An 11751-nucleotide genomic window follows, 5' to 3' on the forward strand; every position below is an offset into this window, starting at 1 on the left:
ATGACATCCCACGACCTGGTCCTGCTGGTTGTGGCTGCGGTGCTCGTTCTGCTGGCCGGGTTGTTCGCCGGCGCGGAGGCGGCGCTGTCGTCGTACTCGGCGGTGCGTGCGAACGAGCAGGTCGAGCAGGGCAACCTGCGCGCGGTCCGGCTGCGCGTCCTGCTGTCCGACGCCCCGCGGTACCTGAACTCGCTGCTCCTGCTCCGGCTGATCTGCGAGATCACCGCGATCGTGCTGGTCACCCAGGCGCTGTCCGAGGTCCTGTCGGTCACCTGGGAACACATCCTGATCACCGCCGTGGTGATGGTGCTGGTCTCGTACGTGATCATCGGGGTCGCGCCGCGGACCCTCGGCCGGCAGCACTCGGACCGGTTCGCGATGCTGTCCGCCGGCCCGGTGATGACGCTGACCCGGATCCTCGGCCCGCTGCCGAAGCTGCTGATCATGATCGGCAACGCGCTCACACCGGGCAAGGGGTTCGCGGAAGGCCCGTTCGCGACCGAGGCCGAGCTGCGGGCCCTGGTCGACTACGCGGAGAAGTCCGCGGTGATCGAGTCCGGCGAGCGGCAGATGATCCACTCGGTGTTCGAGCTCGGCGACACCATCGTCCGCGAGGTGATGGTGCCGCGGACCGACATGGTGTTCATCGAGAAGCACAAGAAGCTCCGCCAGCTCACCTCGCTGGCGCTGCGCTCGGGCTTCTCCCGGATCCCGGTGATCGGCGAGTCCCTGGACGACATCGTCGGTGTCGTCTACCTCAAGGACGTGATGCGCCGGGTGTACGACAACGCCCAGGCCGAGTCGACCGAGCGGGTCGAGTCGGTGATGCGGCCGTGCATGTACGTCCCGGACTCCAAGCCGGTCGACGAGCTGCTCCGCGAGATGCAGGCGGCCCGGATGCACCTGGCGATCGTCGTCGACGAGTACGGCGGTACGGCGGGCCTGGTCGCGATCGAGGACATCCTGGAGGAGATCGTCGGCGAGATCACCGACGAGTACGACGAGGACCCGGACTCGGTGCAGCAGCTGTCCGACGGCGCGTACCGGGTCTCGGCGCGGCTGCCGATCGACGAGCTCGGCGAGCTGTTCGGCGTACCGCTGGACGACGACGACGTGGACACCGTCGGCGGGCTGATGGCGAAGCTGCTCGGCAAGGTGCCGATCCCCGGCGCCGAGGTCGCGATCGAAGGCCTGTCGCTGACCGCGGAGCGCCCGTCCGGCCGCCGGAACCAGGTAGGTACGGTTCTGGTACGGCGCGAGGAGCCGACTCCCGCACCGCACGACCAGAACCATCAGCACGCCTGACCCACCCACCCGCCGGTCCCCGGACCGCCGGTTACGTTTTGGAGCTCTTGTTGTCAGACCTCTCGGCGGAGGACGCCAAGCTCGTCACCCTCGCCCGCGCTGCCCGGGCCCGGACCCACGCCGCTGAAGGAGCCGCGGTCCGTGACTCCGACGGGCGGACGTACGCCGCCTGCACCGTGGCCCTCGACACCGTCGAGCTGACCGCGCTGCAGCTGGCGGTCGCGATGGCGCTCGCGTCCGGGGTGAAAGGTCTGGAGGCGGCCGCGGTGGTCACCGAGGCCGACGCCGCCGACGTCAACGTCGTACGGCACTTCGCCGGCGCCAACATTCCCGTCGTACTTGCCCTGGGCACCGGAGAGGTCCGCGATGTCGTCCACACCTGAGCACTTCAAGTCCGGCTTCGCGTGTTTCGTCGGCCGCCCGAACGCGGGCAAGTCCACGCTGACGAACGCGCTGGTCGGCCAGAAGATCGTGATCACCTCGTCGAAGCCGCAGACCACCCGGCACGCGGTCCGCGGCATCGTGCACCGGCCCGACGCCCAGCTGGTGCTGGTCGACACGCCCGGTCTGCACAAGCCCCGCACGCTGCTCGGCGAGCGGCTCAACGACCTGGTGAAGACCACCTGGGCCGAGGTCGACGTGATCGCGGTCTGCCTGCCGGCCAGCGACAAGATCGGCCCCGGCGACCGGTTCCTGGTCAGCGAGGCCGCCAAGGTCGCGAAGACCCCGAAGATCGCGCTCGCCACCAAGGCCGACCTGGTCTCGCCGGACCGGATGGTCGAGCACCTCGCCGAGATCGCGACGCTGGGGGAGTCGGCCGGGATCGAGTGGGCGTCGGTGATCCCGGTGTCGGCGACGTCCGGGTTCCAGGTGGACCTGGTCGCGGACGAGCTGGTCAAGCTACTGCCCGAAGGCTTCCCGCTGTACCCGGACGGTGACATCACCGACGAGCCCGAGGAGACGCTGGTCGCGGAGCTGATCCGCGAGGCCGCGCTCGAGGGCGTCCGGGACGAGCTGCCGCACTCGATCGCGGTCACCATCGACGAGATGAACCTGCGCGAGGACCGGCCGGAGGACAAGCCGCTGCTCGACATCTACGCGAACATCTTCCTTGAGCGGGAGAGCCAGAAGGGCATCGTGATCGGCCACAAGGGCGCCCGGCTGCGCGAGGTCGGCGCGGCCGCCCGCCAGCAGATCGAGGCCCTGCTCGGTACGCCGGTGTACCTCGACCTGCACGTCAAGATCGCCAAAAACTGGCAGACAGACGCGAAGAACCTCCGCAAACTGGGATTCTGATGATCCTGCGGAACCCTGTGTACGCCGCCCTGACCGGGCCGCACGCGTCCTTCGCCGAGGTGTCGGGCAACGCCCGCCGTTACCCGACCGCGGTCGCGCCGTTCCTCGGCCTGCCCGACGTACTCACCGAGGCCGACTGGACCGACGCGGCCGAGCTGCTCCGCGCCGGCGGACCGGCCGCGCTGATGCGGCCCGAGTTCGCCGTGCCGGACCGGATCAAGATCGACAAGGTGTTCGACCTGGTCCAGTTCACCGCGCCGGACGAGCTGCCCGCCGCGGACCCGGAAGCGGTGCTGCTCGGCGCGGACGACGTACCGGACATGCTGGCGCTGGTCGCGCTGACCGACCCGGGCCCGTTCCGGAGCCGGACGATCGAGCTCGGGACGTACCTCGGGATCCGCCGCGACGGCGAGCTGATCGCGATGGCCGGCACCCGGTTCAGCCTGCCCGGGTACGCCGAGATCAGCGCGGTCTGCACGCACCCGTCCGCTCGCGGCCAGGGGCTCGCCACCCGCCTGATCCGGGCGGTCGCCGCGGAGGTCACGGCGACCGGCCGGCACCCGTTCCTGCACACCGGCGGCACGAACACCACGGCCATCCGGCTCTACACGTCCCTCGGCTTCACGCTCTCCAACGAGATGAAGGTGACGATCGTCTCGGCGGTCTAGCGTGGGACTGTTGCAACAAGGTGCAATCCCGGCGCTTTCTGTCCTCCGCGCGCGTTATGCTCGCGCACGGTCTCGAGGCTCATCGAGGTCCTTCATGTCCTGAGGGGGACTCCCAGTATGAAACTGCAGCGCCTCGCGCTCGCCCTGGCCGGGGTCGGCATGCTCGCCGCCACGGCCGCTGCCGGCCCGGCCACGGCCGCCGTCCGGACCGACCCGACGCCCGGGATCGCCAACCCGGCCAAGGGCAACCTGAAGACCACGCCGAACGCCAAGCTCGCCTCCGGGGGATGCCAGCAGGACGTGGGTTTCAACACCCCGACGCCGGGGATCAACGACGTCCTGGTCACGCCGGGCAGGCCGCCGCGCGGTGAGTTCTACCCGGAGTTCCGCTTCGTCGGCACCCGGCTCAACACGACGTGGTACGGCGTGAAGACCGACACGCACTTCTACTACCACAGCCTGTTCGTGCAGAACGGCACGCTGTACCGCGGTGTCACCTACTTCGACACCGAGAACGCCCGCCCGACGTACGCGCGGATCGGCTCCGGCTGGACCAGCTTCACCCAGCTCGTGACGTCGAACTACGCGATCACGGCACCGAACCGCTCGTACCTGTACGGGCTGAGCACCAACGGCAGCCTGTACCGCTACGCGGCGTCGGGCGCCACCTTCCGGGCGCTCGGCCACTTCCCGGGCTTCAAGGGTTTCAAGGCGATGACCGTGATCTCCGAGACCCCGACGTACGACACGCTGCTGATGACCACCAAGGCAGGCGCGCTCTGGACGGTCCGCATCCCGGCCGCGGCCTCGACCAAGCCGATCCTGAAGCTGGTCCGGAGCGCCGGCTTCGCGGCGTACGAGTCGCTGGCCGCCATGGAGTGCGGCGACAAGGGCGGCACGCTGGTGACCGGTTTCGACAACGACACCGACTCCGTCTACCAGTACGCGATGAGCAGGTTCAACGGCTCGAAGACCGCGGTCACGTCCTACGGCCGGGTCCCCGGCGCCACCGTCCCGGGCACCGGCATCTTCTCGATCACCGGCCACTGGAACCAGCTGGTCGGGGAGTGATCCCGCAGTAGTGCAGAACCGGGGGCGCCGCTCGATGCGGCGCCCCCGGTCTGTTTCAGAGGTTCTTCTGGTAGTCCAGGAAGCGCGCGACGATGCGGTAGTTCAGGGCTTCGTTGATGCTGATCATGTGGTCGTTGGACTCGGCGTTCCAGGTGTCGATCTGGGTCAGCGCCGGCTCCTCCTCGCGCAGCCACAGCAGCATCGCGGACTTGAGCAGGGCGCCCAGGCGGTGACCCCGGTGGTCGCGAGAGACCGCGGTGTCGTGCTGCTCGCCGAGGTGCGGGCGTTCCCGCTCGACCGCGACGACCGTATGGCCGGCCAGCTCACCGGTGTCCTTCGCGCGGGCGATCACCCGGTAGACGGTCCGGTCGCTCTTGAGCTGCGCCTCTTCGTACGCACGCAACCGCTCCGGGGTGAAGACGTCGTCCTCCAGGTCGAGGTCGTCCTTCGGGGCGTCGTTGATCGACTCGACCACCGCGACCATGCCGTCGAGCATGTCGTCCGGCAACGCACCGGTGAGCTTCACGAGCTCGTACGGCGACGCGGCCGCGGCGGACTCGTCGTACATCCGCTGGACGAGGTTCCAGTCGAGGCCGGTCAGGTCCTGACGGCGGTTCACCTCGACGGACTTCTGCTCCAGCCCGTGCCGGGCCGCGAACGCCTCCGCCTTCGGCAGGTCGATCGCGCCGAAGCCGGTGCCGGTCCGGCCGAGCTCACGGGTCAGCTGTTCGCCGTACTCGAACAGGGCCGAGCCGATCCCGCGACCGCGGTGGTCCGGGTGCACCTTCACGTCCAGCCAGGTCTTGTCGGTGTTCTCGTACTCCGGGACCTGGAGGACGAGCAGGCCGACCGCCGTTCCGTCGTCGTCGCGGGCCAGGTACGCGTCCGGGGGCTCGAGGTCCCAGCCGTAGCGCAGCATGTTCGCGAAACTCCGCGGGGTGTACTGGACGACCTCCGGGCAGTCCAGCTTCCAGCCGGCCGAGTCCACGGCGACGGCGTCCACACAGCCGGCTTCGTCGTCGGGCGACAGCTTGATGATCTCCACGACCACAGCGTCCACCGGTACGCCGGTTCACGCGACCCATTTGTTCGCCTGCCGCTCGCGCGGCACTCTTGACTGATTCCAGACACCGGAGAAGACTCGCGAAGGTGGCCATCGAGTCCGAACTCGAAGGGGTGCTACGGACGGCCGCGCTCCGGGTCACCCGTCCCCGGATGGCGGTCCTGCGAGCCGTGCACGAGCACCCGCATGCCGACACCGACCGCATCATCCGGGCCGCCCGGGAAGAGCTTCCCGACGTGTCCCACCAGGCGGTGTACGACGTACTGCGCGCCCTCGGCGACGCCGGGCTGGTCCGGCGGATCCAGCCGGCCGGATCGGTGGCCCGCTACGAGGCGCGGGTCGGCGACAACCATCACCACCTGGTCTGCCGGGTCTGCGGCGTGATCGTCGACGTCGACTGCGTGGTCGGCCACGCGCCGTGCCTGACCGCCTCCGACGACCACGACTTCGCCATCGACGAGGCGGAGGTCGTCTACTGGGGCCGCTGCCCCGACTGTGCCGCCCGTACATCGTGAACCCAGCGCACAAGGAGAGGTTGACCATGTCTGACACGTCCGGAGTTACTCAGCACGGGAGCGAGAGCGAGAACCCGGCGATCGATTCGCCGACCCCGCAGGTCGACCGGCCGAGGACGAACCGGGACTGGTGGCCGAACCAGCTGGACCTGACGATCCTGCACCCGCACGCCGCGAAGTCGAACCCGATGGAGGAGGACTTCGACTACGCCGCGGAGTTCGGCAAGCTCGACGTCGACGAGCTCAAGCGTGACCTCGTCGAGGTGATGCGCACGTCCCAGGACTGGTGGCCGGCGGACTTCGGGCACTACGGGCCGCTGTTCATCCGGATGAGCTGGCACGCGGCCGGCACCTACCGGATCGAGGACGGCCGCGGCGGCGCGGGCGACGGCGCGCAGCGGTTCGCCCCGCTGAACAGCTGGCCGGACAACGCCAACCTGGACAAGGCCCGCCGGCTGCTCTGGCCGGTCAAGCAGAAGTACGGCCGGAAGATCTCGTGGGCCGACCTGCTCGTGCTGGCCGGCAACGTCGCGCTGGAGGACATGGGATTCCGTACCTTCGGCTTCGGTTTCGGCCGCGAGGACGTCTGGGAGCCGGAGGAGATCTACTGGGGCCCGGAGGACACCTGGCTCGGGGACGAGCGGTACAGCGGCGACCGGGAGCTCGGCGGGCCGCTCGGTGCCGTCCAGATGGGCCTGATCTACGTGAACCCGGAGGGCCCGAACGGCAACCCGGACCCGCTGGCCGCGGCCCGCGACATCCGCGAGACGTTCCGCCGGATGGCGATGAACGACGAGGAGACCGTCGCGCTGATCGCCGGCGGGCACACCTTCGGCAAGACCCACGGCGCCGGACCCGCGGACAGCGTCGGCCCGGAGCCCGAGGCGGCGCCGCTCGAGGCCCAGGGCCTCGGCTGGAAGAGCACGTACGGAAGCGGCAAGGCCGGCGACGCGATCACCAGCGGGATCGAGGTGACCTGGACGAACACACCGACCACGTGGGGAAACGGCTTCTTCCAGAACCTGTTCAGTCACGAGTGGGAGCTGACGGACAGCCCGGCCGGCGCCAAACAGTGGGTCGCGAAGGACGCCGAGGAGACGGTGCCGGACGCGCACGATCCGTCCCGCAAGCACCGGCCGACGATGCTGACGACCGACCTCGCCCTGCGCCTGGACCCGGTCTACGGCCCGATCTCGCGGCGCTTCTACGAGAACCCCGACGAGTTCGCGCTCGCCTTCGCGAAGGCGTGGTACAAGCTCCTGCATCGGGACATGGGACCGGTCTCGCGGTTCCTCGGTCCGTGGGTGCCGGAGCCGCAGCTGTGGCAGGACCCGGTACCGGCCGTCGACCACGAGCTGATCGACGACGCCGACGTCGCGGCACTGAAGGCGAAGCTGCTCGGGTCTGGCCTGTCGCTGCAGCAACTGGTGTCCACGGCCTGGGCCGCGGCGGCCAGTTTCCGCGGCACGGACAAGCGCGGCGGTGCGAACGGTGCGCGGATCCGGCTCGAGCCGCAGCGCAGCTGGGAGGTCAACGAGCCTGCCGAGCTGGCGAAGGTGCTGCAGACGCTGGAACAGGTCCAGCAGGACTTCAACGCCTCGCAGTCCGGCGGGAAGCGGGTCTCGCTGGCCGACCTGATCGTGCTCGGCGGCAGTGCGGCGATCGAGCAGGCGGCGAAGAACGCCGGCCAGGACGTCACGGTGCCCTTCCACCCCGGCCGGACCGATGCCTCGCCGGACCAGACCGACGTCGACTCGTTCGCCCTCCTCGAGCCGCGGGCCGACGGGTTCCGCAACTACCTGCGAGCAGGCGAGAAGCTGTCCGCGGAGACGTTGCTCCTGGATCGCGCGTACATGCTGACCCTGACGGCTCCCGAGATGACCGTGCTCGTTGGCGGTCTGCGGGTGCTCGGTGCGAACACCGGTCGCGCGCGGCACGGCGTCCTCACCGACCGTACGGACACGCTGTCGACGGACTTCTTCGTCAACCTGCTGGCGCCGGGAACGGAGTGGCGGGCGTCGGAGTCGGACGAGAACCTCTTCGAGATCCGGGACGCCGCGAGCGGCGAGCTGAAGTGGACCGCAACCGCTGCCGACCTGATCTTCGGGTCGAACTCGCAGCTGCGGTCCCTGTCCGAGGTCTACGCGAGCGCGGACGCCCAGGAGAAGTTCGTCAAGGACTTCGTCGCGGCGTGGGTCAAGGTGATGGAACTGGATCGCTTCGACCTGCGCTGAGCGATCCTCAGGCCGGCGTCGGCATCCCGTACGCGTGGTCCACGGTCATCGAGAACATCAGGCGCCGGTCCCGGACCATCACCGCGCGGTACTCGTCCCAGTCGGGATGCTCGCCGGACGCTGTCCGGTAGTAGTCGACCAGATCCTCCACGACCTCGTCGTACGGGTCGGCTGCTACCGGGCTGAGTTCCGCCTTGCCCTCGAGTACGAGGTACGAGCGACCGCGCGGCCCGTTCACGTACAGACTGGCCCGCGGGTCGCGACGCAGGTTCTTGGTCTTGGCGCGCCCGTCGGTGAGCGAGATCCGCACGCGGTGGCCGTCGAACACATAGGTGATGTTCGACAGCTGGGGCCGCCCGTCCCGCTTGATCGTCACCAGCACACCGAGCCCATGGGTCCCGATCCGGTCGAGAAGAGTTTCCGTCATGCCGACAGCCTAGGAGTTCAACCTTCCTTGAAGGCAAGAAACGGTGTCACCTCGTCGCACCAGCGGCGCGGCGCGTGGGTGTGAATGCGGTGGCCGACCTCGATCGCACTAACCGTTGCCAAGGGCATCGAACCGGCCACGAACGCTCCCAGTGAGTTGCCGACGAGCGTCACCCGGCCGAGCCCGTCGAGTTCCCGCCGTACTGGTCGCGGAAGTCGTCGCATGCAGACATACCAGATCCCTCACGTATTGCTCCTCTCAGCCAGTCACCAGAAGGACGCCGGCCACGACGACGATCAGCCCCGCAACGCGCGGACGTTCCCGCAGGACGATCGTGCCGAGCGCTGCGCCGAGTACGACGTTCAGCGTCCGGCCGACCGCCACCGTTCCGACGGACGCGAACGACAAAGCCACCAGCACCAGCCCGTAACTCGCCGGCATCAGCACCGCGATCGGCAACGCCTGCCGCCACTGCGTCAACGCCTGCCTGTGGTCGCGGACAACCGCCGACAGCAGCACCACCTGCGCGAGGTTGGCCACCGCCAGGTACGCCGGAAGGTCGACGCGGAGCGTGGCGACGGCGTACCCGTCCCACAGCGTGTACGCCGTAGTGCAGATCGCGACGGCCAACCCGAGCACCACGCTGCGCGCGGGGCGTCGCGAGTGCGGACGATCCATCATCAGCACGCCGGCGAACGTCAGCCCCGCTCCCGCAAGCACTCGCAGCCCCGACGCCGGCCAGTCGGCGGCGGGTTCAGGGCCCCATGCCAGCGTCGCGATCGACACCAGTGTGGGAGCTGCACCACGGCTGATCGGATACACAGCGGTGAAGTCGCCGATCGCATACGCCTTCTGCAGCGTGACGGCGTACGTCGTGTGCAGCGCCATGCTGACCAACGCCGCCCACCAAACCGTCGACAACGAGCTCCGGACAAGCAGGACAACTGACACCGGCAGCGTCAGCAAACCGCACAACCAGACGAACGCCGGACCGCCGAGCCCGCCCCGTTTCAGCAGCAGGTTCCACGCGGCGTGACACGCGGCGGAGCCTGTCAGCAACGCGAGCGCGATCACGTAGACAGTGTCTACTACCGCGATAGACGGTGTCTACTCGGGTCTGCGCAGGCCGGCGGTGGTGGGGAGGTCGAGGTGGAAGGCGGCGCCGGGGTGGCCGTCGGGGCGGTCCGTGACCGTGAGGTCGCCGCCGTGGGCGCGGGCCACTCCGCGGGCGATCGCGAGGCCGAGGCCGGCGCCCTTGCTGTGCGGTCCGTGGACGAGCCGGTCGAAGATGCGTTCGCGGGCCGGCGGAGGTACGCCGGGACCGTCGTCCTCGACGAGTAGGCCGGCCGGGCTGACGGTGATGCGCACCCGGTGAGCGCCTGCCTGGCGGGCGTTGTCGAGCAGGTTCGCCAGGACCTGGGTCAGCCGTTCCGGATCGGCGGTGACGGTCGCGGTGCCGCGGATCTCGACCGCGAACTCCGGTGCGACCACCCGGAGGCGGGCGGCCTGGGCCTCGGCCAGGTGCCGGAGGTCCACCTGGGACAGGTGCAGTTGCAGGCCGGCGTCGATCCGGCTGAGCTCGAGGAGGTCGGCGACCAGGGTGCCGGCACGGCGGGACTCGCGGACCAGCAGCAGTTCGAGCTCCTCGCGCTGCCCGGTGGTCGCGTCCGGCCCGAGCTGGATCAGCGTCTCGGCGGCCGTCTGCAGTCCGGCGACCGGCGTCCGCAGCTCGTGCGCCGCATCCGCGACGAACTCCCGCATCCGGTCCTCCGACCGCCGCGCGGTACCTTCGGCGCCTTCCAGAGCGTCGAGCATCTCGTCGAAGGCCGCTGCGGTGCGGCCCAGCTCGGTGTCCGCGCGTTCCGGCTGCAGGCGGCCGCCGCGACGCCCGGCCGCGATCGAGCGCGCCAGCCCGGTCATCGCATCCAGCGGCGCCAGCGCGAACCGCATCCCGATCGCCAGCGCGAGCGCGGTGATCAGAATCGCCGCCAGCCCGGACAGCAACAGAACAGTCCGCAGCCGCGCACTCGCATCGGCGAGCAACGCCGTGTCCGCGGTCAGCAGCAACTCGGCGCCCTTCGTCTGCTGCCCCGCCTGCAACGTCGCCCGCACCTGACGAACCGTTCCGCCGGGATCGGCCGGCGGCGCCCCGAACTGCCGGCCGTTCCGCAGTGTCAGCGTGACCCGGACCCCGTTCGCCTCCACCCGCCGTACCAAGTTGCCTGGGACAACGTTCTGCCGGGCGAGCTGCTGTGCCAGCTGCGCCCGCCCGGTCAGCAACGAGTCCAGGCTCCGCTCGGCCTGGGCGTCGAACACCGCCTTCACCGTCAACCCGGTCACCGGCAGCACCACCAGCAGTACTGCGATCGCGGTCAGCGTCACGCGAGCCCGCAGCGACAGGTTCACGGCCGCAACACGTACCCGGATCCGCGCACCGTATGCAGCAGCCGCGGCCCGTGCGCCTCGAGCTTCCGCCGCAGACCGCTCACGTACACCTCGACCAGGTTGTCCGCGTAGTCGTCGTACCCCCACACCGCGGTCAGCAGCTGGGTCTTCCCGACCACCTTCTCGGCCCGCCCGGCCAGGAAGACGAGCAGCTTGAACTCGGTAGCGGTCAGGTCGATCTCGGCTCCGCCCCGGCGAACGGCGCGCGCCTCGACGTCCACCTCCAGATCACCGACCGCGAGGACGGTCCGCAGCCGCCCCATCCGCCGCAGTACCGCCTCGACCCGGGCGATCAGCTCCGCGAGGACGAACGGTTTGACCACGTAGTCGTCGGCGCCGTTCCGGAGTCCGTGCAGCCGGTCGTCGACGCCGTCGCGGGCGGTCAGCAGGATCACGCCCGCGTTCGACGTCTCGCGGGCGATCGTCAGCAGCTCGAACCCGTCCCGCCCGGGCAGCATCACGTCGAGCAGTACGAGGTCCGGCCGGAACTCCGCCAGCTCCCGCTCGAAGCCGTCACCGTCGGCCCGGGTCCGCACGTCGTACCCGGCCTCGGTCAGCGCGATCCCGACCGGGGTCCGGATCGGCGCCGCGTCCTCGACGACCAGTACTCGCGGCCTCATCCGCCCATCCTCGCACCGGGAACCGCGCACCGGACGGATTCCTCAGCACATCCTCAGCAAGCGTCCCGTCACTCTCCGTGTCTCGCCGATCGAGACCCCCGGTTCGA

Annotated in this window: 13 protein-coding genes; 7 read left to right on the forward strand and 6 right to left on the reverse strand. The window is 69.7% G+C overall.

What is annotated here, in order from left to right:
- The 5 genes from AB0M51_RS01705 to AB0M51_RS01725 all read left to right on the forward strand — a co-directional run bounded on the left by AB0M51_RS01705 (position 1) and on the right by AB0M51_RS01725 (position 4340).
- Positions 1-1305 carry a hemolysin family protein gene (locus AB0M51_RS01705; protein WP_344189991.1) on the forward strand — a complete coding sequence of 435 codons (1305 nt, stop codon included), beginning with the start codon at positions 1-3 and terminating at the stop codon, positions 1303-1305.
- A 47-nt stretch (positions 1306-1352) separates the two neighbouring features.
- Positions 1353-1688 (forward strand): cytidine deaminase, encoded by a 336-nt coding sequence (locus AB0M51_RS01710; protein WP_344189989.1) that lies wholly within the window; start codon positions 1353-1355, stop codon positions 1686-1688.
- Complete coding sequence (era, locus tag AB0M51_RS01715) at positions 1672-2601, forward strand: GTPase Era (RefSeq protein WP_363747656.1); 930 nt, start codon at positions 1672-1674, stop codon at positions 2599-2601. Before AB0M51_RS01710 ends, era begins: the two co-directional genes overlap by 17 nt.
- On the forward strand, positions 2601-3269 hold the full coding sequence (locus tag AB0M51_RS01720; protein ID WP_363747658.1) for a GNAT family N-acetyltransferase: 669 nt from the start codon (positions 2601-2603) through the stop codon (positions 3267-3269). Before era ends, AB0M51_RS01720 begins: the two co-directional genes overlap by 1 nt.
- Before the next feature lie 117 nt (positions 3270-3386).
- Entirely contained in the window at positions 3387-4340 is a 954-nt protein-coding gene (locus AB0M51_RS01725; RefSeq protein ID WP_344189984.1) for a hypothetical protein, read from the forward strand.
- A 55-nt stretch (positions 4341-4395) separates the two neighbouring features.
- On the opposite strand, the gene AB0M51_RS01730 is transcribed toward AB0M51_RS01725, so the two are convergent.
- A complete protein-coding gene (locus AB0M51_RS01730) occupies positions 4396-5385 on the reverse strand; it encodes a GNAT family N-acetyltransferase (protein ID WP_344189982.1) in 990 nt (329 codons plus the stop codon).
- A 104-nt stretch (positions 5386-5489) separates the two neighbouring features.
- Between AB0M51_RS01730 and AB0M51_RS01735 the strand changes: the two genes are divergently transcribed.
- Positions 5490-5918: a Fur family transcriptional regulator gene (locus AB0M51_RS01735; RefSeq protein ID WP_344189980.1), complete on the forward strand. Its 429-nt coding sequence runs from the start codon at positions 5490-5492 to the stop codon at positions 5916-5918.
- Between the two features lie 26 nt (positions 5919-5944).
- On the forward strand, positions 5945-8152 hold the full coding sequence (katG, locus tag AB0M51_RS01740; RefSeq protein WP_344189978.1) for a catalase/peroxidase HPI: 2208 nt from the start codon (positions 5945-5947) through the stop codon (positions 8150-8152).
- 7 nt (positions 8153-8159) lie between these two features.
- On the opposite strand, the gene AB0M51_RS01745 is transcribed toward katG, so the two are convergent.
- From AB0M51_RS01745 to AB0M51_RS01765, 5 genes are read right to left on the reverse strand one after another with little or no spacing between them, the layout of a single operon-like run.
- Positions 8160-8579 carry a PPOX class F420-dependent oxidoreductase gene (locus AB0M51_RS01745; protein WP_363747661.1) on the reverse strand — a complete coding sequence of 140 codons (420 nt, stop codon included), beginning with the start codon at positions 8577-8579 and terminating at the stop codon, positions 8160-8162.
- A 17-nt stretch (positions 8580-8596) separates the two neighbouring features.
- Complete coding sequence (locus tag AB0M51_RS01750) at positions 8597-8803, reverse strand: hypothetical protein (RefSeq protein ID WP_363747663.1); 207 nt, start codon at positions 8801-8803, stop codon at positions 8597-8599.
- A gap of 34 nt (positions 8804-8837) precedes the next feature.
- Positions 8838-9653 carry a hypothetical protein gene (locus AB0M51_RS01755; RefSeq protein ID WP_344189972.1) on the reverse strand — a complete coding sequence of 272 codons (816 nt, stop codon included), beginning with the start codon at positions 9651-9653 and terminating at the stop codon, positions 8838-8840.
- Positions 9654-9686: 33 nt separating this feature from the next.
- Positions 9687-10985 carry a HAMP domain-containing sensor histidine kinase gene (locus AB0M51_RS01760; RefSeq protein ID WP_344189971.1) on the reverse strand — a complete coding sequence of 433 codons (1299 nt, stop codon included), beginning with the start codon at positions 10983-10985 and terminating at the stop codon, positions 9687-9689.
- Positions 10982-11644: a response regulator transcription factor gene (locus AB0M51_RS01765; protein ID WP_344189969.1), complete on the reverse strand. Its 663-nt coding sequence runs from the start codon at positions 11642-11644 to the stop codon at positions 10982-10984. Before AB0M51_RS01765 ends, AB0M51_RS01760 begins: the two co-directional genes overlap by 4 nt.
- Positions 11645-11751: the final 107 nt, after the last annotated feature.

The sequence above is a fragment of the Kribbella sp. NPDC051137 genome (genome assembly GCF_040682535.1).
GTDB classification, from domain to species: domain Bacteria; phylum Actinomycetota; class Actinomycetes; order Propionibacteriales; family Kribbellaceae; genus Kribbella; species Kribbella karoonensis.

Excerpts from the sequence above, each read along its gene's own strand:
- AB0M51_RS01705 (WP_344189991.1), top strand. The coding sequence starts at position 1 with ATGACATCCCACGACCTGGTCCTGCTGGTTGTGGCTGCGGTGCTCGTT.
- era (WP_363747656.1), top strand. The coding sequence starts at position 1,672 with ATGTCGTCCACACCTGAGCACTTCAAGTCCGGCTTCGCGTGTTTCGTC.
- AB0M51_RS01720 (WP_363747658.1), top strand. The coding sequence starts at position 2,601 with ATGATCCTGCGGAACCCTGTGTACGCCGCCCTGACCGGGCCGCACGCG.
- AB0M51_RS01725 (WP_344189984.1), top strand. The coding sequence starts at position 3,387 with ATGAAACTGCAGCGCCTCGCGCTCGCCCTGGCCGGGGTCGGCATGCTC.
- katG (WP_344189978.1), top strand. The coding sequence starts at position 5,945 with ATGTCTGACACGTCCGGAGTTACTCAGCACGGGAGCGAGAGCGAGAAC.
- AB0M51_RS01745 (WP_363747661.1), bottom strand. The coding sequence starts at position 8,579 with ATGACGGAAACTCTTCTCGACCGGATCGGGACCCATGGGCTCGGTGTG.
- AB0M51_RS01750 (WP_363747663.1), bottom strand. The coding sequence starts at position 8,803 with ATGCGACGACTTCCGCGACCAGTACGGCGGGAACTCGACGGGCTCGGC.
- AB0M51_RS01765 (WP_344189969.1), bottom strand. The coding sequence starts at position 11,644 with ATGAGGCCGCGAGTACTGGTCGTCGAGGACGCGGCGCCGATCCGGACC.